Here is a 25,189-nt window from a genome sequence, read left to right on the forward strand (position 1 = left end):
CTGCTCCTCATGGACGGGCATTCGCTCGCCTACCGCGCGTTCTACGCGCTGCCCGCGGAGAATTTCTCCACCTCCACGGGCCAGACGACGAACGCGATCTACGGCTTCACGTCGATGCTCTCCAACACGCTGCGTGACGAGGAGCCCACGCACTTCGCGGTCGCCTTCGACGTCTCGCGCAAGACGTGGCGCTCGGCGCGGTTCGCGGAGTACAAGGCGAACCGTTCCAAGGCGCCCGACGAGTTCAAGGGGCAGGTGGAGCTGATCGGGGAGCTGCTGGACGCGATGCGCGTGCGGCGTTTCGCCGTCGAGGGCTTCGAGGCGGACGACGTCATCGCGACGCTGACCGCGCAGGCGACGGCGGAGGGATTCAAGGTCTCCGTCGTCACCGGCGACCGGGACGCCCTCCAGCTGGTCAGCGATGACGTCACGGTGCTCTACCCGACGAAGGGAGTCTCGGAGCTGACGCGCTTCACCCCCGCGAAGGTCGAGGAGAAGTACGGCCTGACCCCGGCGCAGTACCCCGACTTCGCGGCTCTGCGCGGCGACCCGTCCGACAACCTGCCCGGCATTCCGGGGGTCGGCGAGAAGACCGCAGCGAAGTGGATCAGGCAGTTCGGTTCGTTCGCGCAGCTCGCGGAGCGCGCCGGAGAGGTGAAGGGCAAGGCCGGCGAGAACCTCCGCGAGCACCTGGAGGCGGTCACGCTCAACCGTCACCTCACGGAGCTGGTCAGGGACGTCGAGCTGTCCTGCCGCCCCGGGGATCTGGAGCGCGTCGCCTACGACCGGGACACCCTGGGCGTCGTGCTGGACGCCCTGGAGTTCCGCCATCAGAACTTCCGCGACCGGCTGTTCGCGGTGGACCCGGGCACGGGCGAGGAGGAGACCTCCCCGGCCGCCGCCGGCGTCGAGGTCGACGGCAGCGTGCTCGCGGCGGGTGAGCTGGGGCCGTGGCTGGAGCGGCACGCGGGCGGCACTCTCGGCCTGGCCACCGTCGATGTGTGGAAGATGGGCACGGGCAGTGTCAGCGAGATCGCCCTGGCCGCGGCGGACGGCCCGGCGGCCTGGTTCGACCCGGCGCAGCTGGAGGAGCCGGACGAGAAGGCGTTCGCCGCGTGGAGCGCCGACGGGGGAAGGCTCAAGGCGGTCCACGACGCGAAGGCGATCATGAGGGTCTTCGCGGAGCACGGCTGGAGCGTCGAGGGTGTTGTGATGGACACCGCGCTGGGCGCCTATCTCGACAAGCCCGGCAGGCGCTCCTTCGCGATGGACGCGCTGTCGGTGGAGTACCTGGGCCGCGAACTCGGGCCTGCCGCCGCCGGGGACGGTCAGCTCGCCTTCGGTGTGGACGAACAGGCCGAGGCACAGGCGCTGATGGTCAAGGCACGCACCATCCTCGACCTGGGCGAGGTGCTGGAGGCGAGGCTGGCGCAGGTCGGCGCCGCCGAGCTGCTGCGCGACCTGGAGCTGCCCACGTCCGCGCTGCTGGCCGGGATGGAGCGCGCCGGTATCTGCGCCGACCGCGAGTGGCTGACCGGTCTGGAGCAGCAGTTCGCGGACGCCGTGCAGCAGGCGGTGCGTGAGGCGCACGCCTCGGTGGGGCACGAGTTCAACCTGGGCTCGCCCAAGCAGCTTCAGGAGGTGCTCTTCGGGGAGCTGGGTCTGCCCAGGACGAAGAAGACCAAGACGGGCTGGACGACGGACGCGGACGCGCTGGCCTGGCTCGCCACCCAGACCGAGCACGAGCTGCCCGTGCTGATGCTGCGTTACCGGGAGCAGCAGAAGCTGCGCACCACGGTCGAGGGCCTGATCAAGACCGTCGCGGCCGACGGCCGCATCCACACCAGCTTCAGCCAGACCGTCGCGGCGACGGGCCGTCTGTCCTCGACCGACCCCAACTTGCAGAACGTGCCCGTCCGTACGGACGAGGGCCGCGCCATCCGCCGCGCCTTCCGCGTCGGCGAGGGCTTCGAGACGCTGATGACCGCGGACTACAGCCAGATCGAACTGCGCGTGATGGCCCACCTGTCCGAGGACGAGAAGCTGATCGAGGCCATCACCTCGGGCGAGGATCTGCACACCACCGTCGCCTCCCAGGTCTTCGCCGTCGGTGAGGACGAGGTCGACGCGGAGATGAGGCGCAAGATCAAGGCCATGTCCTACGGCCTGGCGTACGGGCTGTCGGCATTCGGGCTCTCCCAGCAGCTCGACGTCGCGCCGGACGAGGCGCGGAAGTTGATGGACAATTACTTCGAGCGGTTCGGCGGCGTACGCGACTACCTTCACCGGGTCGTCTCCGAGGCCCGCGCCAGCGGCTACACCCAGACCATCATGGGCCGCCGCCGCTACCTCCCCGACCTCAACAGCGACAACCGCCAACGCCGGGAGATGGCCGAGCGGATGGCGCTCAACGCCCCCATCCAGGGCACCGCGGCGGACATCGTCAAGGTCGCGATGCTGGGCGTGGACAGGGCGCTGCGCGAGGAGAAGCTGACCTCGCGGATGCTGCTGCAGGTCCACGACGAGATCGTGCTGGAGATCGCTCCGGGCGAGCGCGGGGCCGTGGAGGAGCTGGTGCGGCGGGAGATGGCCGGTGCGGTCAGGCTGCGGGCACCGCTCGATGTGTCGGTGGGCGCGGGCGACGACTGGGAGTCCGCCGCGCACTGAGCGCCGCGCACCGTGCTGCGCACCGGGGACACTCCACCGTGCTGCGCACCGGGACACTCCACCGTGCCGAGTGCGCGCTGTGGGGCACGTGCCCGGGCGTACCGGCAGGTCCCCCGATGAGTTGTCCGTCCCGTGCCGGTGACGGGTGGTGGGTATGTGCTCCGGTTGTGCGGAGTGCCGGGACCCGCAGACGCACGCGGGGAGTTGTCGTATGGTCAGCGTGTTGCGTCCGGGTAGGGGAGAAGGACGGGGTCTGACAGACATGGCGCGCTACCGCGGCAGATACTCAGCAGCCAAGTACACCGCCGGAGGCGGTGCGGGGGACGGGGCAAGCGGCAAGTTCCGCAAGGGAGTTGCCACGACGGCCCTCGCGGCTGCGGCGATGGCGGCGCTGACCGCCTCACAGGCGCCCGGCGCCGAACCGGGACTGGGCGACGCCACCTCCCGTGACCGCACCGACGCCACCCGGCCCGACGGGACACCCGGCGACGACTCGTACCACACCGAGCTGCCGCCGCTGGAGTCACCGGCGCCGCCGAAGGCGTCACCGGGTGGCCCCGGGGGAGGCTCCAACTCCGGCATACCCGCGACCGTACTGGCCGCCTACAAGAAGGCCGAGCGGACGCTGGCAGGCACAGACCGCGGCTGCGGACTGCGCTGGGAACTGCTCGCCGCCATCGGCAAGGTGGAGTCCGGTCAGGCACGCGGCGGCGCCGTCGACGCACAGGGCACCACGCTCAAGCCGATCCTGGGCCCCGTGCTGAACGGGTCGGGCTTCGCCCGTATCACCGACACCGACGGCGGACGCTTCGACGGCGACACGAAGTTCGACCGCGCCGTGGGCCCCATGCAGTTCATACCCTCGACCTGGTCCCGCTGGGGAGCCGACGGCAACAATGACGGCACCCGCGACCCCAACAACATCCACGACGCGGCTCTGGCCGCCGGTGAGTACCTGTGTGCCGGAGCCCGCGATCTGTCGGTCAAGGCCGACCTGGACCGCGCGGTGCTCAGCTACAACCACTCCCAGGACTACCTGCGCACCGTGCTGGCCTGGTACGAGTTCTACCGTGAGGGCACACACGAGGTGCCCGACGGCGCCGGTCCGCTTCCCACTTCGCCCGGCGCGGGCGGTTCCTCGGACGAGCCCGGCAAGGGCAAGGGGCCGGGCGGCGGCTCCGGTTCCGACAAGCCCGGCGGCAACGACGGCGACGGTGGCGACGACGGTGACGGCAACGGCGGTGGCGGCGGCCACGGTGACGGCGGTGACGGCGGTGACAACGACGGCGGTGACGGCGACGGGGACGAGTCGCCCTCTCCCAGCCCCGGCCCCGCCGAGCCGGTCGCGCTGAAGCCCGTCGAGAGCGAGGAGAAGCTGGTGGCGGGCGCCGGGGAGGACTTCGAGCGGCGGCTCGTCGTACACGCCACCGACAAGGACGGTGAGGACGTCGAGGGCGTCGACGTCACCTACAACGTCCTGGAGGAGGAGACCGGCCCCCGCTTCGCAGGCAGGACCACCGTCACGGTCCCCACCGACGACGAGGGCAAGGCCACCGCACCCGTCCTCAACGCGGGTGACGAGGCAGGCCAGTTCCAGATCGAGGCAACGGCGGACGGAACCGACCTGCCCGCCGCCTCCTTCACCGCGACCGTCGAACCCAGGGCCGACAAGCTCGCCCGTACGGCGGGAAGCGTGCAGGCGGCACCGGGCGAGCAGTTCGCCGAAGAGCTGGAGATCAAGGCCACTTACGAGGGCGGTCTCGCCGCTGACGTGCCGGTGACGGCCACCGTGCTCAGCGAGGAGGGCAAGCCGCTCACCGCGGGCCCCCACTTCGCGCTCCTCGGCGACCCGCGCGCCCACAGCGCCGAGTCCGGTGACGGGGTGCTGGACGAGAAGGGCATGCTGACGCTGCCCGCACTCCGGGCCGGCGACGAGGAAGGCCCCTTCATCCTCCGCATCACCACCCCTGACGGCCCGACGCTCGACATCGGGTTGACCGTCCAGAAGAAGTAGCCGCCGCGGACAGCGGCAGGGCACACCTCCCGGGCGTCAGCCCCGCCGCCGGGAGGTGTGCCGCGTCGGTTCGGCCGTCGCGGGGTCCTCCGGCCAGGGGTGCCGGGGGTAACGGCCCCTCAGCTCGGCCCGCACGGAGCGGTACCCCTCCCGCCAGAAGGAGGCAAGGTCCGAGGTGACGGCGGCAGGCCGCCCGGCGGGGGAGAGCAGGTGGACGAGCACCGGCACACGTCCGCCGGCCAGCCGGGGCACCTCCCGCCGGCCGAAGAGTTCCTGCAACTTCACGGCCAGGACGGGCTGTTCGCCGGTGTAGTCGATGCGCACCCGCGACCCGGAAGGCACCTCGACACGTTCCGGTGCCAGCTCCTCCAGCCGAGCGGCCTCCCCCGTGGCCCACGGCAGCAGCCCGTTCAGCATCTGCACGGCGTCGATGCGGGCGAGCTGTGCCGGTGTCGATTCCCCGCCCAGCCACCGCTCGGCCTGCTCCAGCAGGGCCTCGTCCGACACGTCCGGCCAGGGCGGGCCCAGTGCACGGTGGAGGAAGGCGATCCGATGGCGCAGCGCCACGGCGCTCCGCGTCCATGTCAGCAGCCCGAGGCCGCTCTCGCGCAGGGCGCCGAGCACGGCGGCGCGCACCCGTTCCCCTCCCGGTGAGCGCAGGGGCCGTTCCTCCAGCTCCACCGCGCCGAGCGAGACGACCTCCCGGGCGACGACACCGCCGCGGCCCTCGTCCCAGTGCACCTCCTCCCGCACGGTTCGCAGCGCCTCCGCCGCCTCCCGCGCGGTCTCCTCGTCCACGACGGCCGCCAGCCGCACCCGCGCCGATGCCGCCCCGGCGGGCCGGTCGGCGACCGCGACCGCCAGCCACGGCGCGCCGCGCAGCGCGGAGGCGCCCGCGAGATCAGCGCGTGTCCCGGAGACCATCAGGTACGAGCCCGAGGCGCCGGACCGTGCGCTGCCCAGCCGCTCCGGATGGGCGAGTGCGACGACGAGCCCGGCGCCGCCGTCAGCCTCTCCGCCGTGCGCCGGAGGACCCTCCGCCGCCCGTCCGGTGCCCGCGGGCTCCGGATCGCCGCACAGAGCACGCAGCCGCCTCGTCTCCGCGCGCCAGCGTGACCCGTAGGCGTCACGGCCGCGCCGCGCCGCCCGCAGCGCCTCCGCCACGTCGTCCCCGTACTCCCGGGGCGGCTCCTCGCTGAGCAACGCCACCACCTCGGAGGCCAGTTCGCCGCCCACGACGGCCGCACCGTCCAGCAGGGCGCGCGCCAGCCGTGGATGCACCCCCATACGCGCCATGCGTACGCCGCGCGCGGTCGGCTGCCCCGAGGCGTCCACGGCGCCCACCGCACGCAGCACGTCCCGTGCCGCCGCCAGGGCACCGGGCGGCGGTGCGTCCAGCAGCGCCAGGCCGCGCGCATCGGGTGCGCCCCAGCAGGCCGACTGCAGGGCGAACGCCGTCAGATCCGCCACGGCGATCTCGGGGGAGGGCTGCCGGGGGCGCGCCGCGTCCTCGCCCTCCGCCCAGCAGCGGAAGGCGACGCCCGGTGCCTCACGCCCGGCCCTGCCCGTCCGCTGTGCCGACGCCGCCTGCGAGACGCGCACGGTGGTCAGCGAGCCCAGCCCCCGCGCGTGATCCGTCCGCGGCTCGCGCGCCAGCCCCGCGTCCACCACGGCCCGTACGCCGGGAACGGTCAGGCTGGACTCCGCGACGGCCGTCGAAAGGATCACCCGGCGCGTCCGGGTGCCGGGAACGCGGCCCCGCAGCACCGATTCCTGTGTGCCGGACGGTGCCCGTCCGTGCAGCTGCAGCACTTCCCCGTCCACCGGAGGCCCTTCGCGCAGCAGCCCCGCGACCCGTGCGATCTCTCCGACGCCGGGCAGGAAGCACAGCACGTCCCCCTCGGGCGTGCCCGCCAGCGCCTCGCGCACCGTCGCCGCCACATGCCTCAGCAGCGCGGGGTCCACCCGGGTGCCGTGCGCGGGCCGAACGCCCGCGGGCGGCGGGCGGTACCGCACCCGGACCGGGTACGCCTCCCCTCTGCCGTGCACCACCGGCGCGGGAGGTGAGCCGTCGTGCGTCGCCAGCAGCCCGGCCCACGCGGCGCTGTCCTGCGTTGCGGACGCCGTGACCAGCCGCAGTCCGGGGCGCAGGGCGGCACGTACGTCCAGCAGGAACGCCACTGCCGTGTCGGCGTCCAGATGACGCTCGTGGCACTCGTCGACGAGCACCACATCCACGCCCGGCAGCTCCTGCTCGCGCTGCAGCCGTTGAAGCAGCACTCCGGTGGTGACGACCTCCACGCGGGTACGGGCGCTCACCCTGCGCTCACCGCGCACCGTGAAGCCCACCGTCCCGCCGGGCTCCTCACCCATCAGCCACGCCATCCGCCGTGCGGCCGACCGGGCGGCCATCCGGCGTGGCTCGGCCACCACGACAGTCCGTGCGGGTGACTCGTCCAGCAGGCCCGCCAGTGAGAGGGGCACCAGCGTGGTCTTGCCAGTGCCGGGCGGCGCGTGCAGGACGGCTGCCCCGTGCCGCTCCAGGGCGGTGTGCAGCTCGGGCAGGGCCTCGGCGACGGGCAGCCGCGCCAGCTCGTCCCGGCGAACCGCGCCCTTCACGCCCGGGGCCGCCCGCCGTGGCCGCCGTGCCCGTCGTCGCGTTCGCACACGAAGACAGCGGTGCCCGGGATCAGCCGTCCACGCAGCGGTGACCAGCCGCCCCACTCCTGCTCGTGTCCCTCGGGCCACTCCGGTTCGAGAACGTCCAGCAGCCGGAAGCCGGCACCCGCCACGTCCCGCACCCGGTCACCCATCGTGCGGTGGTGCTCGACGTAGACCGCCCTCCCGGCGGCGTCCTGCTCGACGTAGGGCGTGCGGTCGAAGTAGGAGGAGGTGACCGTCAGCCCTTCGGGCCCCGGTTCGTCGGGCAGCGCCCAGCGGAAGGGATGGGTCACCGAGAAGACGAACCGCCCCCGCGGCCGCAGCACGCGCCGCACCTCCCGCAGCACGCGCACGGGGTCGGCGACGAAGGGGAGCGCGCCGAAGGCGGAGCAGGCCAGGTCGAAGGAGCCGTCCGTGAACGGCAGCGCGGCGGCGTCGGCCTCCACCAGGGGGAAACCTGAGCCGCCGTGGCCGTCGGAGATGCGCAGCGCGTGCTGGAGCTGCCGGTGGGAGAGGTCGAGTGCGACGGGGTGCGCGCCCTGTGCCGCCAGCCAGCGTGAGCACTGGGCCGCTCCGGCACCGATCTCCAGCACCCGGCGGCCGCGCAACGCCGGCGTGGGACCGAGCAGTTCCGCCTCGGACTCGTCCAGGCCCTCCGGGCACCACACGAAGCGGGCGTCGCCCAGGAAGCCGCCGTGGTCGTCCTGGTACTCGTCGGCGTTGCGGTCCCACCAGCCGCGGTTGGCGTGGCTGCTCTCGGCCGGGCCCGCCTGCCGCCGTACGGCTGCGGCCTCCTCCTCCGCCGCGCCGCTCCCGGGCCCCTGCCCCGCCGGTTGCGGAACGGCTCCTCCGGTCCGGGCCGCGCTCGCGCCGTCTCCGCAGTTGTCCTGAATCATCGCCCCAGCCGCCGTACTGTCGCTCATGTACCTGTGGCCGCGAGGGCTGCGGGAACGCCGCTCAACGCGTGAGGGTGGCGCATGGCGGACTCGGTGCGCCGGTTATGGCACGTTCCACCCCTGCTGTGCTCTTTCGCGCATTGACCATGCCCAGCGGCCCCCGTATGCTACAAGTTGCGCTGCGGGCCTGCGTGCCTCGGACGGAGCAGGCCGCGCTCGCATCTGTGGTGTATCCCCTCGGGTTAGTGGCTCTCAAGGCTGTGTCCGGCTGGCTTGCATGCGCGGTGCGATAACGGGCTCTCGGCGTGGCAGTCCTACGACTTCATGTCCGTACCCGGAGACCCTTTCACACATGACGAGCAGCACCGAGACCACCGCCACCACTCCGCAGGTTGCGGTAAACGACATCGGTTCCGAGGAAGCCTTCCTCGCCGCGATCGACGAGACGATCAAGTACTTCAACGACGGCGACATCGTCGACGGCGTCATCGTGAAGGTCGACCGGGACGAGGTCCTGCTCGACATCGGATACAAGACCGAAGGTGTCATCCCTTCCCGAGAGCTGTCGATCAAGCACGACGTCGACCCCAACGAGGTTGTCGCCGTCGGTGACGAGATCGAAGCCCTTGTTCTCCAGAAGGAGGACAAGGAAGGGCGTCTGATCCTCTCCAAGAAGCGTGCGCAGTACGAGCGCGCCTGGGGCACGATCGAGAAGATCAAGGAAGAAGACGGCATCGTCACCGGCACCGTCATCGAGGTCGTCAAGGGCGGCCTCATCCTCGACATCGGCCTGCGCGGCTTCCTCCCCGCCTCCCTGGTGGAGATGCGCCGCGTCCGCGACCTGCAGCCGTACGTGGGCAAGGAGCTCGAAGCCAAGATCATCGAGCTCGACAAGAACCGCAACAACGTGGTTCTCTCCCGCCGTGCATGGCTGGAGCAGACCCAGAGCGAGGTCCGTCAGACCTTCCTCACCACCCTCCAGAAGGGCCAGGTGCGCTCCGGCGTCGTCTCCTCCATCGTCAACTTCGGCGCCTTCGTCGACCTGGGCGGCGTGGACGGACTCGTGCACGTCTCCGAGCTGTCCTGGAAGCACATCGACCACCCCTCCGAGGTCGTCGAGGTCGGCCAGGAGGTCACGGTCGAGGTCCTCGACGTCGACATGGACCGCGAGCGCGTCTCGCTGTCGCTCAAGGCGACCCAGGAAGACCCGTGGCAGCAGTTCGCCCGTACGCACCAGATCGGCCAGGTCGTGCCCGGCAAGGTCACGAAGCTGGTGCCGTTCGGTGCGTTCGTCCGGGTGGACGAGGGCATCGAGGGTCTGGTCCACATCTCCGAGCTGGCCGAGCGCCACGTGGAGATCCCGGAGCAGGTCGTCCAGGTCAACGACGAGATCTTCGTCAAGGTCATCGACATCGACCTGGAGCGCCGCCGCATCAGCCTCTCGCTGAAGCAGGCCAACGAAGCCTTCGGCGGCGACCCGACGGCCGTCGACTTCGACCCCACGCTCTACGGCATGGCGGCCTCGTACGACGACCAGGGCAACTACATCTACCCCGAGGGCTTCGACCCCGAGGCCAACGACTGGCTGGAGGGGTACGACAAGCAGCGCGAGGAGTGGGAGCGCCAGTACGCGGAGGCGCAGACCCGCTTCGAGCAGCACCAGGCCCAGGTCATCAAGTCCCGCGAGGCGGACGAGCAGGCCGCGGCCGAGGGTGCCGGCGGTGGCGGCGGCAGCGCCCAGCCCCAGCAGGGCGGCAACAGCGGCGGCGGGCAGTCCGGCGGTGCCGGCGGCGGCTCGTACTCCTCGGAGTCGAACGAGGACTCCGGCGCCCTCGCCTCGGACGAGGCGCTGGCGGCACTCCGCGAGAAGCTCGCGGGCGGCCAGAGCTGAGCGCTCACCGCTGAGCGGTAGCTGACAGTACGGAACGCGGGGCCTGCTCCTTCGGGAGCGGGCCCCGCTTTCGTGTGTGCCGGCGGTCGTGCGCGGGTGTTCCTGTACGAGTGCGGCACCGGCAGGGGCGGGGAGAGCGGGCGGAACGGGAGCGGTCCTGGCCGGTGGCCCGGCGGCCGCGTTCACAGCAGCGTCGGCTCAAACGAAGGGGGCGGAGCGCTCCGTTCCAGGAGGCGCTCCGCCCACGCGCAGGCGGCGTTCCGCGACCGACCGGCCGGGGATCAGGGTGCCGTGTCGAGGATCTCCAGGAGGTCCTGGGCGGCCTCCCTGGGACCGGCCACAGCGCCGACGCCCATGGCGTTCAGGACGACTTCGTCGACGCCGGCGGCCCGGTACTCGGCGAGCCGTTCGTGGATCTCCTCGGCTGTTCCGTACAGGAAGACGCCGCCGTCGACGAGTCTCGCGGCGTCGCCGGGGTCACCGTCGCCGGTGACCGCGACTCCGGCCTTCCTCAGCGCGTCCTTGTAGTGCGGTGCCTGGATGTGCTGTCCGCACGAGGCCATCGCGAGGTCGGTGACGTTGCGGTTCGGTCCGGACAGGGCGACCGGCACGATGGCCGTGACCTTCGCGGGCTGCTCCAGCTTCCGCTGGTGGGCGCCCTTCTCCATTGCGGGCATCAGCGTCCCCTCGACGTACGAGGCGGAGCCGAGCCAGGTGATGGCCACATCGGAGATCTCCCCAGCCAGGGCGGCCATCCGCTCGCGGAGCACGCCCAGCCCTACGGACACCGGGGCGGGTTTGTGATCGACGAGTCTCGCGACGGCCGAGTAGTCCTCACCGGAGGCTTCCACGGTCTGCCCGGAAAGCAGGCCGCGGACGAGCTGTACGTACTCCCTGCTGGCACCGAGCTGGCTGGCGTAGGGCTTTCCCATGAAGCTGCGCTGGGCGGCGATTCCTCCGGGGCCGAATCCCGCGACGACGGAATGCCCGGTGGTGAGCGCCAGAGAGCGGGCTTCGAGGGCGGCCTGGTACGGGGAGCGGAGCGGCATCAGAGAAACACCGAAACCACAGGGAACTCTGATGCCGATTCCGGCGAGCCAGTTGGCGAGATGGTGACTGTCCAGCAGCATTCCGTGCCCCTGCCACAGCCGGTCCGCGCAGGTCCATTTCACCAGATTGGCGAAGGGAACAATCTGTTCCGGCCGGACGGGGCCGAAGGGGAGAAGTATCGACAGCCGCACCCCGAGCCATCCTTTCGATAGTGACGTACGCGCGCTCGATTTCTCCCCCGGCCGGGGACGGGATTTACGTGTGCTTGCGGTCGACCTTGAAGAACACCCCCAACGCCACGATCACGGTCAGTACGCCGACCACGACGGCAAGCGTGTAGTTCTCGCTGTACGCGCTGGTGACCGCGATGGCGCCGCCGATCGCGACGACGACCCCCCAGGTGCCGCGAGTCTTCTTCACTGTGAACCTCCTGCTGATTTCTGTCGGCCGTGTGAACCGCTGGTGAGTGCTGCCGGAATGCAGGAATCAAAAACGTCGGGTCCGCGGTTGATTACGCCGGACCGGAGCATGACGTCGGTGTCGCCGATTCCGGACCATCCGAACATGTAACCCAGCAGCGATGTCCGGCCTCCAGCGCCCGTGTAGAAACCGTTCGCACGGATCTTACCAAGAACGAGTTCCTGGTACTCCTGTGCGCGGGCAAAAAGCGATTCCTCCCCGAGAATTCTTCCGGTGGCGATCAGCGACTGGATCACGCCGCTGGTGCCGTGACAGACGGAAAGATCCAGCGGACGTTCCGCGTAGAGCTGCGTCGCCTTGTCGACCAGAGATTTCAGCCGGGGCCCGGAAAGCCATTCCTGCCGGCCGGCCGCCGTGAGGATCTCCGCCGAGCTGAGGAGCTGTCCGGCTGCGCCGTTGCACCATCCCGCGAAGGGGGTCTCCTGTGCGGACTCGGACCTGAGGGTCAGCCAGTCCGCGGTGCGCCGCACCAGCTCCTCGTCGCCGAGGATCCGTCCCATGCGTGAGCACGCCCACCTGAGTCCCAGTTCGCCGTGGGCGACGTCGAACCATTCTGCTGTCCTGGACACGTCGACGTGGGAGAGCGTCAGGTCGCGCAGCCGCCCGAGCTCTTCCTCGCTGCAGGCGGCGCCCGACCCGTCCGTCCCGGTGCCTGACAGCAGGACCATCAGCAGACCGGCCGGACCGTTGGCGAGATCGGTCTCCAGCTTTCCGGAGGCGGCCCGTTCGCCGATCCCGGCGAAGATCCTCTCCAGCCACTCCCGGTCCACGCCCGAGGGCCGGGTCAGCAGCAGGGAGGAGGCCCCGGTGAAGACGGACTCCGGCGTCTCCATCAGTGACTCGCCGTACTGCGACAGCAGAGCGGTGAGGCCGCGGTCGGCGCTTTCGTGGGCGGTACGCGCGTCGCTGTCGTGCTGCGCCGCTCTCTCCAGGAAGGTGACGATGCCGCCGCAGTCGTGGAAGGAGACGAAGTTGCCCGGGGTGACGGTCGAGACGTTGCGCTCCGGACCGATACCGCACACCCAGCCCGTCTCCGTTCCCTCCGTGCCCTCGAAAGGCACAGCGACGGACGCGATCCGGCCGGCGATCTGCGGCCACCACGTCCCCGGACGGGGATGGTTCAGCAGTGCCTTCCCGAACAGGCTCCTGGAGGAGAGCCCCGCCGGGTTGTCCTCGCCCACCACTTCGCTGAAGCACTCCTCCAGCAGGAAGTGGTGGTAGTCGTCCCCGCGTTCGGCGTTGAGGGCGATGCCCCGGCGGGCCAGGTCGGCCGGCGAGGTCTTGTACACCTCGGGGAAGTGCGAGGTGAGGGTGGCCAGTTCCGTCGAACCGCTGCGCGTCATGAAGTAGGGAACGTTGCCCGTCCCGAGAGACTCGCGCTCCGCCTCGGCGACGTAGTCGGCCGCCTCGGGGGAGAGGTAGTCCGGCATGCGCGCCAGAAGTCTCAGCAGCCGGGCTTCCTCCTCGGGCCTGCTCAGGTACTTCGGGTGGGTGGCGGCGTCGAGGAAGCGGCTGTAGACCATCGTCGAGCGCAGCAGGCTGCGGACGGGCATGTCGGCGAAGTCGTCGATGACCTTCCGGATGCCGTCGCCGCGGACGAATCCCATCGCGTCGCTGTAGCCCGCCAGTATCTCGCCGAAGTGATCCGTGGCGGCGAGCCGTCTCTCACCGAGCCGGGGAACGTTGCCGTGGTGCTTGTAGGTCACCGGCTCCCATGTGACGGAGATGCTGTCCGTGCCGCCGTCGCGCACGGCCGCCCTCGTCAGCTTGGAGCTCTGGTCCTCGGCGACGCCCACTCCCGCCATGACGACGTCGATGGGGGAGGTCGGATTCACCACCGGGACGAGCATGGTGGAGACCACCGACAGCTTCATGTGGTTGACCAGCACGTGCGGCAGCGAGTCGTTCTCCACGCCTGCGTCCGCGCGGATGACCGTCTCGGTGTCGATGACGCTGGGAATCTCGCCGCAGGCGAGCAGATTCTCGTCGTGCAGGTCGGAGGCCCCGAGCGAGCCGAAGAGGGCACACAGGGCACCGAACCGGTAGAAGTACCGGGCCGGCTGGTCCGGTGAGTCCATCGGCGCGGAGGCGACGAACTGCTGCCAGCCGTGGGAGCCGGCCGTGACCGAGAGCGGTATGCAGTCCCGCAGGGAGTGCTTGAGGTACGGGTCCGCCGCGGCGTACAGCTCCTTCACGAAGCCGTCGGAGATCAGCGCACGCGGCTTGAAGACCAGCCTGCCTCCGCCGGAGAGCCGCACCTGGACCACTTGCCGGTTGTCGTTGTGCGGGTCAGACCCGGTCAGGAAGATCTTCTCCAGGCGGTCGCCCTCTCCCTCGGGGGGCACCAGCCCTGCCTCCCGGAGGATCTGCCGGTCCTCGGCGTAGGCGGTGAAGACGTCGGCGTACGCGTCGAGCTGGTTGTGCAGGATCGTCCGCGTCCGCCGCCGCAGCACGGAGTACTTCCCCAGGATCTCCTCGCACGCGGCTGCCTGCCCGAGATGGCGGGTGAAGAGCCGCAGCGCCTCGTCGCCGTCCGCGCTCATGGGCAGCCCTTGGCTCTCCCGGAAGGCGTGGAACTCGCCGATCAGGGTCCTGAAGGTCTGGCCCTCGACGGCCGTGACCAGCCCGTCCCAGCATGCCGCCAGTACGTCCTCGAGATGCTCGGGCCCGGTGACCGCGGCTGCGCTCTCGCGCAGGGCGGTCTCCACCCAGCTGCGGGAGGCGAGGTGCAGATAGAAGGGTCGGAACGCGGGGATCGAGACGTCCGGTTCTCTCATACCGGCTCCCCTCCCGCCAGGGCGCCGGCCGGGCGCTCCGCGTAGAGGTCGCTGTAGACCGAGCCGCCGCCGAGCAGCTGACTGTGGCTGCCCTGCTCGACCACGCGCCCGCCATCGAGCACATAGATGTGGTCGGCGGATTTGATGGTCGCCAGGCGGTGGGCGATGATCACCTGGGTGGCGCCGATGTCCTCGATGATCTCTCCGACGCGACGCTCGTTGACGGTGTCGAGCGAGGCCGTCGCCTCGTCCAGCACGAGGATCGGGGGACGCTGCAGCAGCGCGCGCACGATCGCCAGCCGCTGTCGCTGACCGCCGGAGAAGTTCGCGCCCATCTCCGAGACCAGCGTCTTCAGGCCCATGGGCAGTTCCTCGAGGAAGTCGAGGATGCCGACGCTGTCGCAGTACTCGCGCACCTTGTCCTGGGGGATGTCCTGGCCCAGTGTCAGGTTCTCCAGGATCGTGCGGTTGTGCAGGTGGATCTCCTGCGGGATGTATCCGATCTTGCGGCGCAGCGCGTTCTTGTCGTACTCGCTCATGTCCCGGCCGCCGAACCGGACGGAACCCCGGGTCGGCTCGTAGAGGCCGCAGATGACCCGTCCCAGCGTGCTCTTGCCGGAGCCGGAGGCCCCCACGAGCGCGACCCGCGAGCCGGCCTCGATGTTCAGCGACACGTTGCGCACGACGAGATCGCTGTGCTTGGTGTACTGGAAGCTCACGTCCTCGAGCTCTATCGAGGTCGAGGGAAGCTCCTTGAGGGAGCCGCCGGAGGTCTCCGCGGGCGTGTTGGCGATGTCGTTCAGCCTCGCCATGTACCGGGACGCCTCGGTGAATTCGGTGTAGGTCTGGAACACGGACGTCGACAGCGCGAAGTAGGTCGCCGAGACCGCCTGCACCGCGATCGCGGCACCCAGCGATATGTACTGGTGGCTGACGAAGTACAGGCTGGTCAGCAGCAGGATCATCGGGCCGAACATCTGGGTCGTGGTCGTCACACCCGCGATGCGGCCCTGCTGCATGCGCATGCGGGCCTTCATCGCCTCCAGCGACGAGGCGTAGATCTTGCTCCAGGACTCGACGAACTCGTCCGCGTAGCCGCCCATCTTGATGGTGGGGATGGAGACGATCGCGTCGAGCTGGGTCGACTGGCTCTTGCTGAGCTGGCTGATCTCCGCGTCGACGAACTCCATCAGCCGCGGGCGCGTCTTCATCATGTACAGCGCGTTCAGCAGGAACAGCACCGCCGCGATGAGGCCCAGGCGCCACTCCACCCAGAAGAGGTAGCCCGTCACGCACAGCAGGGTGCCGACGTCCAGGATTCCCTGCGCCACCCGGGAGGAGAGCAGGTCCCGGATCATGTTGACGCTGTTGAGGCGGAAGAGCAGCTCGCCCGGTTGTCGTACGGTGAAGAACTTGTACGGCAGCGAGAGCAGCTTGGTGAACGTGTGCGTCATCAGATGCTTGCCGAGCAGCGCCACCACCGACGACAGCACGATCACCCTGACGAGGTAGATCGCGAGGTAGGCGGCGGCCACGCCCAGCACCATCGTGATCACCAGGAGCAGGTCGTCCAGCCCGTGCCATTGTGCCTGCCGGTCGACGGCCCACTCCGTGAGCATCGGTATGCCCAGCACCGCGCCGTACCCGCTGAACGAGAGCAGGCCCACCAGGGCGATCCGCTTGCGCGAACCCTCCGCGAACAGTGGGATGTTGCGCCAGTCGGACAGGGGCTTGTCCCGCGTCCGCTCGAAGGACGGGCCCACGTCCGCGGAGACCACGATGCCGCTGAAGCCGGCCTCCAGCTCCTCGCGGCTGAGCCTGCGCCTGCCCACGGCCGGGTCCATCACGACGGCTCGGCGCCCGTCGAACTTCTCGAGGACGACGAAGTGGTAGTCCTCCCAGTAGATGATGGTCGGTGACGAGAACTTCTCCAGAGCGGAGACGTCCTTGGCGCGGAAGAGCTTCGCGTCCATGCCGCGTGTGCGCAGGAACCGGGCGAGCTGGCCCGCGCTCAGGCCGTCCCGGCCCGCGTCCATCGCGTTGCGGACGCTGGAGAGGTCCTCGGCGCGGCCGTAGTAGCGCAGCAGTGAGACGACACAGCACAGTCCGCACTCGGTCTGCGTGACCTGAGTGATCGTCGGCATGCGGCGCGGTCTCACGCGGCCGCCGATTGCGAATCCCATGGTTACCGGCTCTCAAACGTAAGCGTGACGGGAGAGATGTGGGCGCTCGGATCGAGGCGGTTGACGAGATGCAGGACGATCCCGGACGTGCCGACCATGAGGCTGTTGGTGTGGGCGTACCGGCTCTGGTTGTCCTCGATCTTCCGTATGAAGACGTCCGGCTGCAGCCACCGGCGTTCGATCCTGGTGACGTCGTCGCTCAGCGAGGAGTCGCACGTCGAGGCCAGGCGGCTCAGGACGTCGTGGTTGCCCAGGTCGCCGTGGCACCACGTCAGGTTCCGTCCGAAGCCGTGGCGGACGAGGTTGCCGACGGCCACGTCCCTCATCCGCAGCACGACGTCGTCGCGTGAGACGGAGCTGTAGGCCGACAGCGCGAGGGCGATCCCGGTGGCGCCGTGGCACCAGCCGGTCGAGAAGGACTGCGGCGTGGCCGCGTTGGAGAACCAGTTGCCCTGGCTCTGGTCGTAGAACCCCTGCAGCCGTCCGGTCAGGTCCGCCAGTGCTCCCTCGACGACCGTCTGCTGCTCGCCGGACAGCCGCGGATGCGCCGTGCTCAGGGCGTGGATGAGCCCGCTGACGCCGTGTGCGAATCCCGACTGGGCCAGCAGCGACTCGTGCCCGCCCTCGCGCAGGCCGTCCGTGAGGAGGGAAGCCAGCGTCGCGACGGCGCCGTCGGCGTGCGGGCCGCCGATCGCCGTGACGCACGACATGACACCGGCGACGCCGCTGACCACGTCCAGGGGCAGCTCGGACGGAGGCAGGGCGCGCATCTGGTCGAGCACCAGGGGCAGTGCTCCCTGCGCGGCGCCCACCCACTCCGGCTCCTCCAGCAGCCTGCCGGTCGTGGCGAGCGCGAAGAGGATGCCCGCCATGCCCGTGAAGCCGGCGAAGCCCGCCTGCTGGATGCTGCGCGACTCGTAGCGGCGGCCCGCGAGGATCTCCGCCGTCGTGGAGAAGATCTGCGATGCCAGGTCGCGGTAGGACCGGTTGTCCAGGGCGCGTCCGGCCGCCGCCAGCGCCAGCGCGGGGCCGACCCGCCCCGTGTAGAGGTCGTATCCGAGGACGCCCGGTGGCCAGGGCCTGTTGGCCGAGGCGGAGGCGAGCGGGCCGATCCAGGTCCGCGGCAGGTGTGCGAACTTGTCGGGCAGTGACGTCGCGACGAGGCCGTCGGCGAGGCGGGTGACGAGCGCGGTCAGTTCCGCCCCGGACTCGGACCGCTCCTCCTGCCGCCGGTCCGACGGAGCGGCGGCTGCGCCCTTGTGGGAACTGCCGGAGCTGGTCAGGTGGTTGTCGGGGAAGCGGGAGGAGAACGCGGAGTAGATGAGCCGGAGCTGTTCGTGCAGCTCGGACTCGGTCATGTGCGCCGTCTTCGCCAGCGCCCGCTCGATCGGCGACTCCTCGAAGTGGGCTCCCACCTCGTTGCCGTCGCCGTCCTCCAGGGCGACGCCCGAGGCCGCGACGGTGAAGTAGGGGATGTCCCGCTCGGCGAGCTGGCCGATCTCGGACCGGACGATGTCCCGGGAGGAGGTCTTGCTGGCGATGGCGATGCGCTTCAGCAGCGCCAGGTAGGGGTCGAAGCCGTCCAGGGCGCCCGCGCTGGACGTCATCCGCAGGGTCTGCGCGTACAGCGCCGTCGGGTTGTGGACGTAGCGGACGCGCACACCGGACGCGGCCTCGCGCAGCAGGGCGTCCCAGCCCTCCGGGTCGTCCTTCATCGCGCGGAAGACCCGGGTGAAACCGTCGGCCATCCGCGTGCCCAGCACATGGATCTCGTCCTCGGACAGGGCGTTGACGACCGTCCTGCGGCCCTGCGCCTCCTGCGCCCGGATCACCAGGCTCACCCGGTCGGTGTAGGGATTCTCGAAGAAGATCGTCTTGAACGGCGAGGAGCCGCGGCCCTGGTCGCCGAGGAACCCGAGGTCGACGTGGCCGGCGTCCTGGCCCTTGCCGACCATGACCAGCGGCAGGATGCCGATGCCGTAGATCGACTGCCCGATCGTCTCGTAGGCGTTGCCCGGTGCCTCCGGGGTCGGCCCGGCGTGGATGCGCGCGGGGTGCAGGATCGTCTCGAGGTCGATCGGGACGGGGCCGCGGCGCGTGGGCAGGATGTTCTCGAAGTGCATGTCCCGCGCGTTGAGGAGGTAGAGCACGGCGGCGAGTTCACCGCTGGCGTGCATGAAGTCCCCGGAGATGTCGGAGACGTCGTCGGCCTCGATGTACTCCACGTAGCCGTAGTGGTCCCGTTCCAGGACGGTCGCGGCGGCCAGGGACGTGCCGATGCGGCCGTTGAGCTCACGTGCGACGGTGCCGTACGCGGCCTCACAGGAGACGTCGCGGGGCTTGTAGACCAGCCGCTTCCCCGACTCGAACGCGAGTACCGACACGCTGCGGCCGTGGTTGTGCGCGTCGCCCTCGGCGAATCCGCAGGAGACGATCGCGTCGGTCACCTCGATGCCGAAGGTGCTCGCGACGGCCTCCCGGTCGGCCACGAGCCTGCCGCACAGCTCCGCGAAGCCGTCCGCCGCGTTGCGCAGCAGGACGCGCGTGATGTCGCGCAGTACGGGGAAGTCGAGGCCGCTCACTTCCTCGAAGGACGTACGCACCGACTCGTCCACGAAGTACCGGTAGCGCTCCTCGGGGCTCTCACCGGCGAGTTTCCCGCTCTCGCGCGCGTGGTTGACGGCCGCGACGAGCGGTCTGCTGCAGACCTCGCGGAGCCGGCCCTCGGTGCGGTCGAGGAGCTGCCTGAGTATTTCCTGCGGATCGCGGAAGAGCTTCTCGTACGGCTCGACGGGGTCGGGATCGGCGACGGTCGCCGCCACATGCTTGATGACGCTCTGAAAGGGATACTGTTCCGGCCTTCCGAGCCATTCCTCGACGGTGGCACGCGTGGTTTCACCCGGCGCGGAAGGGGGAGGCTCCGAGGAGTCCGGAGCGGTCCCGCCCTTTCGGAGAACCCCGACGAACTGCTCGTCGAACTGCGCCAGCGGGGCGATTGTTTCTCCGACCTCGGCGCTGTCGAACTCCGGATAGTACTTGGCTGGAGAAATCACGCTGCTGCTCCCGTTTTCCGCGAGTTGTCGTGGAGACTGGCCGAAGTCAAAGGCCGCGGAATGGAGGCCCGCAACGGGCCTCCATTCCGCTTGGTGCTAAGGATGACCACCGAAACCGGTGAGGTCACACATTCAGCACTGGCTGGTGCACTTCGTCGTGGGGCAGATCGCTGCGGTCGCCAGCGTGACGGTGGCGCAGACCCAGCCCGTGCCGCCGTAGGCGTCGGCGTCGCTCAGCTCGACGAGCTCAGCCTCGTCGTAACCACCGAGAATGTCCTCGCTCATGATGGACCTCTTCCTTTTCTGTTTTGTGGTCAGTTGCAGTTCGGCTGGCACTCGACGGTCAGGGTGCACCAGCCGCCGGTGTTGGTCAGGGCGTCGGAGAGGGAGAAGGTGTTCGTGGTGCAAGCACCGTACGCAACACCGTCGAAGTCCTGCTCCGCGATCTCTTCCACCAGCGAAACGTCGCCCTTGTACACGATGGAACTCCATTCTTCTTCGAGTGCAGACCTGGATTGCTCTTGCGCACACCATGGCGCTCCGACCGTGTAATTCAGATATCTACGGCCCGTTCCTCCAGTGGTGGCGAGCAAGACAGTATTTGCTCCATGGATTCGCCACAACGACTTCACGCGGGTGACCCACATCACATGACATTAGTCAGTTGACGGCCGGTGTGCAGCGCGGAGGAATTGCTCGATTCCGAATGTTACCGACGGGTGATGCGGTGCCCGCCGGAGTCCGGCCGCCGTAGGCCGTCCGGGCCGTGCCGACCAGTTGCTTTCCCGTTCCCCATGGAATCCGTCACAGACGGAGCATGGGATTCCGATTGTTATCGGGGGTGGGTTGCGCCCCCTGTCCGGCATTCCCCGGCGAGCCCGCCGCGGGGCGCCGGAATGCTTTGCTCCGGCGGTATGTGAACACGTGTGGTGCCTCTTTTGGGAGCGCTGACCGATTCCGGGTGATCCGGCGAATTGGAACCGTTAGCGTGTGTTGTGTCCGGTGCCGCGAAAGGGCCCGGAGTCGCTCCGGGCCCCTCACGAAGCGGTGAGGCGGCCCCGGGGGAGACCCGGGGCCGCCTCACCGGCCGCTCACACCTGCGTCCGCCGCGCCGCGCAGTGAGCCGGCGCGCCGGGACGGAACCTCAGGCGTCCCGGCTGCGCACCGCCAGATACCCGGCGGTCACGGACACCACGGCCCAGGCCGTCAGCACGGCCATACCGCTCCACGCCGTCAGCACGGTCTCGCCCTGCGGCGGCTTCCCCCGCAGCATGAGCCCGCCGGCCAGGTCGGGGAGGAACTGCGCGACCTTCTGAACACCGGGAATGCTGTTGAGGATCGTGGAGATCATGAAGAACAGGGGAACCAGGATGCCCATGGTCAGCGCGGAGCTGCGCAGCACAGTGGCCAGGCCCATGGAGAACGCGCAGATCAGCGTCATGTAGAGCACCGCCCCGAGGAGGGCGCGCGGCACCCCCTCGTCGGAGAGCGAGACGTTCGCCGGGCTGCCCAGGGCGGCCTGGGCGGTGAGGAAGCTGACGGCCACGACGACGACGGAGACCACCAGGGCGGTCCCCGTCCCGGTGAGCATCTTCGCCGCGTAGAAGACGCCGCGCCGCGGCACCGCCGTCAGGGAACTGCGGATCGTCCCCGTGGAGTACTCGCTGCTCACGGTCAGCACTCCGAAGACCACGAGCGCGATCATGCCGAGCTTGAGGCCGCTGAAGCCGGATGCCACGGGGTCGAAGTTCGCCCTGGCCGCCTCGCTCATGTCCGCGTAGGAGCCGCGCATGACATACCCGAAGATCAGGGCGACGGCCACGCTCATGACCGAGAAGAGGGCCAGGCTCCAGACCGTGGACCTGAGTGTGCGGATCTTGACCCATTCGAAGGCCACGGCCGCGCCGGTGTCCGCCATCGTCACTTCACCTCCAGATCTGCCCGGTACTGCACCGAGTCCGCGGTCAGCTGCATGAAGGCATCTTCGAGGGAGGCCGAGCGCGGGCTGATCTCGTAGACGGTCACCTGGTTCTTCGAAGCCAGCGAGCCCACCGTCTCCAGGCTGGTGCCGACGGCTTCGAGCGTTCCGTCCGGCCCGTCGTCCACGTGGACGCCCTCGGCGGCGAGAACATCGCGCATCTTCTCCGGCTCCGGAGTGCGGATGTGGATGTACGAGCGGGAGTTGCGGGCGATGAAGTCCTCCACGGAGGTGTCCGCGAGGAGACGCCCCTTCCCGATCACGATCAGATGCTCGGCCGTGAGCGCCATCTCGCTCATCAGGTGGCTGGAGACGAAGACCGTACGGCCCTCCCCGGCCAGCTTCTTCATCAGCCCGCGGATCCACAGGATGCCCTCCGGATCAAGGCCGTTGACGGGTTCGTCGAACAGCAGCACCCCGGGATCCCCCAGGAGCGCCGCGGCGACACCCAGACGCTGGGCCATACCCAGCGAGAAGCCGCCGGCCCGCTTCCTGGCCGTGTCCGCCAGCCCGACGATCTCCAGGACCTCGGTGACGCGCTGGTCGGGGATGCGATTGCTGCGTGCCAGCCCCAGCAGATGCCCGCGGGCGGTACGTCCGCCGTGCAGCGCCTTGGCCTCCAGCAGCACACCGACCTTGCGCAGCGGGTGCGGCAGCCGGCCGTAGGGCTGTCCGTCGATGAGGACCCGGCCGGACGTCGGCCGGTCCAGGCCGACCATGGCGCGCATCGTCGTGGACTTGCCGGCTCCGTTGGGCCCGAGGAAGCCGGTCACCCGTCCGGGCTCCACCCGGAAGGACAGAGAGTCCACGGCGAGGGTCTCCCCGTAGCGTTTGGTCAGTTCCTGAACCTCGATCATTACCCCGTTCCCCCTCGTGGTCAGCCATGACAACGCGCACCGGGAGGGGAACGGCGTCCCCGGCCCGGTGCGGCGTGCGGCAGGTGAAAGAGCGGCGGCGGGGGCGGTGCCCGGGCCGCCGCCGGTGGCGCCGGACATCCTTGCACGGTTGCCCCGGCGGCGGGCCGCTTTCGCGGGCGGATGGTTGAGGCCCGCCCCCTGTGGGAAGGCGGCGTCCGCCGGGCATCCCGGCCGGGGGAATGTCAGCCGGACGCCCGCCGTTGTGCGAGGTGAACGCGACAAGAAGGGGCGCCGTCAGTGCTTGGACCGCACAGTGGGCAGAGCGTGTACACGTGGGACGAGAGAGGACTCGAAGCAGTCGACGCGATCATCGACGACCCCGACGGGGCCGGGCTGGTGATGCTCTATCACTTCGAGGGCTTCATGGACGCGGGCGAGGCGGGCGAGCAGATCGTCGACCGCCTCCAGGAGGTGCAGCCCTACGTCACCGTCGCCCGCTTCGACGCCGACAGTCTCGTCGACTACCGGGCACGCCGCCCCGCCATGACCTTCCGCCGCGACCAGTGGGTCTCCTACGAGGCGCCGCGTCTGGAACTGCGGCTCGTACGGGACGCCACCGGCGTCCCCTTCCTGCTGCTGTCCGGTCCCGAACCCGACGTGCAGTGGGAGAGGTTCACCGCGGCCGTCGGCGAGATCACCGAACGCCTCGGGGTGCGCCTCGCCGTCAACTTCCACGGCATCCCGATGGGCGTTCCGCACACCCGCCCCGTCGGACTCACCCCGCACGGCACCCGCACGGACCTGCTGCCGGGACACCGCCCCCTCTTCGAGGAGGCCGAGGTCCCGGGCAGCGCCGCCGGGCTGGTCGAGCTGCGGCTCGCCGAGTCCGGTCACGACGTGCTCGGCGTGGTCGCCCACGTACCGCACTACATCGCGCGCTCCACCTACCCGGACGCGGCGCTGGTCATCGTCGAGGCGATCACCTCCGCGACGGGCCTCGTCCTGCCCGACGTGGCGCAGTCGCTGCGCACGGAGGCGCTCAAGACGCAGGACGAGATCGAGCGCCAGCTCGCCGAGGGCGACGAGGACCTCGTCGCCGTCGTACGCGGCCTGGAGCAGCAGTACGACGCGCTCGCCGGCGCCGAGACACGCGGCAGCCTCGTGGCCGAACCGGCGGAACTGCCCTCGGCAGAGGAGATCGGAGAGGTCTTCGAGCGCTTCCTCGCCGAGCGGGAGGGCGAGGGCGGCGACGCTGCCGGGGGCGGCGGCGCGCTGTGACGGGCCTGCGGTGACCTGTGCCCGGAACGCCGGGGCGCGGCGTATAGCGTTGCGGCCATGCTGAAGGTCGGACTGACGGGCGGGATCGGATCGGGCAAGAGCGAGGTCTCCCGGCTGCTCGAGTCGTACGGGGCAGTGATCGTCGACGCGGACAAGATCGCCCGAGAGGTCGTGGAGCCCGGAACGCCGGGGCTCGCCGCCGTCGTGGCCGAGTTCGGGGAGGAGATCCTCGCCCCCGACGGCACCCTGGACCGGGCCGGGCTCGGCTCCTTGGTCTTCTCCGACGCGGGGCGTCTGGCCGCGTTGAACGCCATCGTCCACCCTCTCGTCGGTGAACGCTCCGCCGAACTGGAGCGCCGGGCGGAGGAGGAGGCGGCGGGCGGAGGGGCCGGCGGCGCGGTGATCGTCCACGATGTCCCCCTGCTGGCGGAGAACGGGCTCGCGCCGCTCTACGACCTCGTGGTCGTCGTCGACGCCTCACCGGAGGTCCGTCTGGACCGTCTGGTGCGCCTTCGCGGCATGGCGGAGAACGAGGCCGCCTCCCGCATGGCGGCACAGGCGACACGTGCGCAGCGGCTCGCGGTGGCCGACATCGTGATCGGGAACGACGGCCCGCTGGAGGACCTGGAGGCACGGGTACGTGAGGTGTGGGAAGAGCTGCGCGGGCGGGCGTAGCCCCTTTGCCGGGCTGTTTCGCGGGCCCGTCTCCCGGGCCGTGTCCGTAGCCCGCTCCGGTGGGAGCAGAGTGCGCACGGTTGCGTCTGGGAATAGGTAGGGGGTACGGGGCGTTCCCGCGCCCGAGCACCGTAACTGTCACACCGGCACCGGTGAGGAGGCAGCCACCGTGTCCGAGGCCACCCCGGAGACCCTGGTCATCGAGTTCCGCGCTGCCGAGCAGCTTCTCGACGCACGCGACCCGCGTGGCGCGCTGAAGCTGCTCGACACGGTCGTCGCGGCGCACCCGGAGAACACCGCGGCACGGCTGCTGCGTGCCCGCGCGTTCTTCCTCGGCGCCCAACTGCGTCCGGCGGAGATGGAGTTCCAGACGGTTCTGGAGCGCGAGCCCGACAACGCCTTCGCCCACTTCGCGCTCGGCCGTACGCTGCAGCGCGCGAACCGCAAGGACGAGGCGCGGCGTCACTTCCGGCTGGCCGCCGCCCTGGACCCGCGGCCGGAGTTCGTCGAGGCGGCGGATTTCGACCCTCCCAGGCCGCCGACCTAAGGTGTGTCGTCCGGATCTTCGTTGATCGGCCCGAGGCGTCGGACGCGGTGCGTCGCAGGGCGGAGGATCGTCCTCGTACTGGGCGTACCCGGATGACTCCGAAAACGCAGCGAGGTGCCGGAGCCGGCGTCGCGGGCCTGCGGAGATCCGAACGACACGGCCCAGGTTCCGCGTAGCCGCTT

Annotated in this window: 17 protein-coding genes; 6 read left to right on the forward strand and 11 right to left on the reverse strand. The window is 70.1% G+C overall.

Annotated features, from left to right (window positions below):
* The first annotated feature begins 9 nt into the window (after window positions 1–9).
* Together polA and H343_RS0111935 are read left to right on the forward strand one after the other, a co-directional pair.
* Window positions 10–2,667: a DNA polymerase I gene (gene polA / locus H343_RS0111930; protein ID WP_078505453.1), complete on the forward strand. Its 2,658-nt coding sequence runs from the start codon at window positions 10–12 to the stop codon at window positions 2,665–2,667.
* Between the two features lie 262 nt (window positions 2,668–2,929).
* A complete protein-coding gene (locus H343_RS0111935) occupies window positions 2,930–4,681 on the forward strand; it encodes a lytic transglycosylase domain-containing protein (protein ID WP_028431335.1) in 1,752 nt (583 codons plus the stop codon).
* 36 nt (window positions 4,682–4,717) lie between these two features.
* Here the strand turns inward: H343_RS0111935 and hrpB are convergent, their stop codons facing one another.
* Together hrpB and H343_RS30230 are read right to left on the reverse strand one after the other, a co-directional pair.
* Window positions 4,718–7,300: an ATP-dependent helicase HrpB gene (gene hrpB, locus H343_RS0111940; RefSeq protein WP_028431336.1), complete on the reverse strand. Its 2,583-nt coding sequence runs from the start codon at window positions 7,298–7,300 to the stop codon at window positions 4,718–4,720.
* The gene (locus H343_RS30230; RefSeq protein WP_486586877.1) at window positions 7,297–8,265 is read right to left on the reverse strand and encodes a class I SAM-dependent methyltransferase; all 969 of its coding nucleotides are present in this window, start codon (window positions 8,263–8,265) and stop codon (window positions 7,297–7,299) included. Before H343_RS30230 ends, hrpB begins: the two co-directional genes overlap by 4 nt.
* A 325-nt stretch (window positions 8,266–8,590) precedes the next feature.
* Here H343_RS30230 and rpsA point away from each other — a divergent pair, with 325 nt between their 5' ends.
* Entirely contained in the window at window positions 8,591–10,129 is a 1,539-nt protein-coding gene (rpsA, locus tag H343_RS0111950) for a 30S ribosomal protein S1 (RefSeq protein ID WP_028431337.1), read from the forward strand.
* A 281-nt stretch (window positions 10,130–10,410) separates the two neighbouring features.
* Here rpsA and H343_RS0111955 read toward each other — a convergent pair whose 3' ends face one another.
* From H343_RS0111955 to H343_RS0112015, 9 genes are all read right to left on the reverse strand, one after another.
* Window positions 10,411–11,370, reverse strand: coding sequence for an LLM class flavin-dependent oxidoreductase (locus H343_RS0111955; RefSeq protein WP_028431338.1), 960 nt, complete (start codon window positions 11,368–11,370; stop codon window positions 10,411–10,413).
* A gap of 64 nt (window positions 11,371–11,434) precedes the next feature.
* Window positions 11,435–11,599, reverse strand: coding sequence for a hypothetical protein (locus H343_RS35275; RefSeq protein ID WP_158679553.1), 165 nt, complete (start codon window positions 11,597–11,599; stop codon window positions 11,435–11,437).
* On the reverse strand, window positions 11,596–14,436 hold the full coding sequence (lanM, locus tag H343_RS33580) for a type 2 lanthipeptide synthetase LanM (protein ID WP_051265034.1): 2,841 nt from the start codon (window positions 14,434–14,436) through the stop codon (window positions 11,596–11,598). Before lanM (H343_RS33580) ends, H343_RS35275 begins: the two co-directional genes overlap by 4 nt.
* Window positions 14,433–16,580 (reverse strand): peptidase domain-containing ABC transporter, encoded by a 2,148-nt coding sequence (locus tag H343_RS30235; protein WP_037903465.1) that lies wholly within the window; start codon window positions 16,578–16,580, stop codon window positions 14,433–14,435. Before H343_RS30235 ends, lanM (H343_RS33580) begins: the two co-directional genes overlap by 4 nt.
* A 41-nt stretch (window positions 16,581–16,621) precedes the next feature.
* Entirely contained in the window at window positions 16,622–19,672 is a 3,051-nt protein-coding gene (lanM, locus tag H343_RS0111995; RefSeq protein WP_028431343.1) for a type 2 lanthipeptide synthetase LanM, read from the reverse strand.
* 132 nt (window positions 19,673–19,804) lie between these two features.
* Window positions 19,805–19,957 carry a class II lanthipeptide, LchA2/BrtA2 family gene (locus H343_RS35570; RefSeq protein WP_199778914.1) on the reverse strand — a complete coding sequence of 51 codons (153 nt, stop codon included), beginning with the start codon at window positions 19,955–19,957 and terminating at the stop codon, window positions 19,805–19,807.
* 29 nt (window positions 19,958–19,986) lie between these two features.
* Entirely contained in the window at window positions 19,987–20,151 is a 165-nt protein-coding gene (locus tag H343_RS35895; RefSeq protein ID WP_309238006.1) for a plantaricin C family lantibiotic, read from the reverse strand.
* A 665-nt stretch (window positions 20,152–20,816) separates the two neighbouring features.
* On the reverse strand, window positions 20,817–21,590 hold the full coding sequence (locus H343_RS0112010; protein WP_028431346.1) for an ABC transporter permease: 774 nt from the start codon (window positions 21,588–21,590) through the stop codon (window positions 20,817–20,819).
* Between the two features lie 2 nt (window positions 21,591–21,592).
* The gene (locus H343_RS0112015) at window positions 21,593–22,507 is read right to left on the reverse strand and encodes an ATP-binding cassette domain-containing protein (RefSeq protein ID WP_028431347.1); all 915 of its coding nucleotides are present in this window, start codon (window positions 22,505–22,507) and stop codon (window positions 21,593–21,595) included.
* Between the two features lie 324 nt (window positions 22,508–22,831).
* On the opposite strand from H343_RS0112015, the gene H343_RS0112020 reads away from it, so the two are divergent.
* The 3 genes from H343_RS0112020 to H343_RS0112030 all read left to right on the forward strand — a co-directional run bounded on the left by H343_RS0112020 (window position 22,832) and on the right by H343_RS0112030 (window position 25,007).
* Entirely contained in the window at window positions 22,832–23,785 is a 954-nt protein-coding gene (locus H343_RS0112020; protein ID WP_486586878.1) for a proteasome assembly chaperone family protein, read from the forward strand.
* Window positions 23,786–23,842: 57 nt separating this feature from the next.
* On the forward strand, window positions 23,843–24,460 hold the full coding sequence (gene coaE / locus H343_RS0112025) for a dephospho-CoA kinase (RefSeq protein WP_028431349.1): 618 nt from the start codon (window positions 23,843–23,845) through the stop codon (window positions 24,458–24,460).
* A gap of 169 nt (window positions 24,461–24,629) precedes the next feature.
* Window positions 24,630–25,007 carry a tetratricopeptide repeat protein gene (locus tag H343_RS0112030; RefSeq protein ID WP_028431350.1) on the forward strand — a complete coding sequence of 126 codons (378 nt, stop codon included), beginning with the start codon at window positions 24,630–24,632 and terminating at the stop codon, window positions 25,005–25,007.
* Window positions 25,008–25,189 lie beyond the last annotated feature (182 nt).

This window comes from Streptomyces sp. TAA204 (genome assembly GCF_000424965.1).

What these genes read in the sequence shown, in the direction of transcription:
- polA (WP_078505453.1), top strand. Translation starts at nt 10, where the DNA reads ATGGACGGGCATTCGCTCGCCTACCGCGCGTTCTACGCGCTGCCCGCG.
- H343_RS0111935 (WP_028431335.1), top strand. Translation starts at nt 2,930, where the DNA reads ATGGCGCGCTACCGCGGCAGATACTCAGCAGCCAAGTACACCGCCGGA.
- H343_RS30230 (WP_486586877.1), bottom strand. Translation starts at nt 8,265, where the DNA reads ATGAGCGACAGTACGGCGGCTGGGGCGATGATTCAGGACAACTGCGGA.
- rpsA (WP_028431337.1), top strand. Translation starts at nt 8,591, where the DNA reads ATGACGAGCAGCACCGAGACCACCGCCACCACTCCGCAGGTTGCGGTA.
- lanM (WP_051265034.1), bottom strand. Translation starts at nt 14,436, where the DNA reads ATGAGAGAACCGGACGTCTCGATCCCCGCGTTCCGACCCTTCTATCTG.
- H343_RS30235 (WP_037903465.1), bottom strand. Translation starts at nt 16,580, where the DNA reads ATGCCGACGATCACTCAGGTCACGCAGACCGAGTGCGGACTGTGCTGT.
- H343_RS35570 (WP_199778914.1), bottom strand. Translation starts at nt 19,957, where the DNA reads ATGAGCGAGGACATTCTCGGTGGTTACGACGAGGCTGAGCTCGTCGAG.
- H343_RS0112010 (WP_028431346.1), bottom strand. Translation starts at nt 21,590, where the DNA reads ATGGCGGACACCGGCGCGGCCGTGGCCTTCGAATGGGTCAAGATCCGC.
- H343_RS0112015 (WP_028431347.1), bottom strand. Translation starts at nt 22,507, where the DNA reads ATGATCGAGGTTCAGGAACTGACCAAACGCTACGGGGAGACCCTCGCC.
- coaE (WP_028431349.1), top strand. Translation starts at nt 23,843, where the DNA reads ATGCTGAAGGTCGGACTGACGGGCGGGATCGGATCGGGCAAGAGCGAG.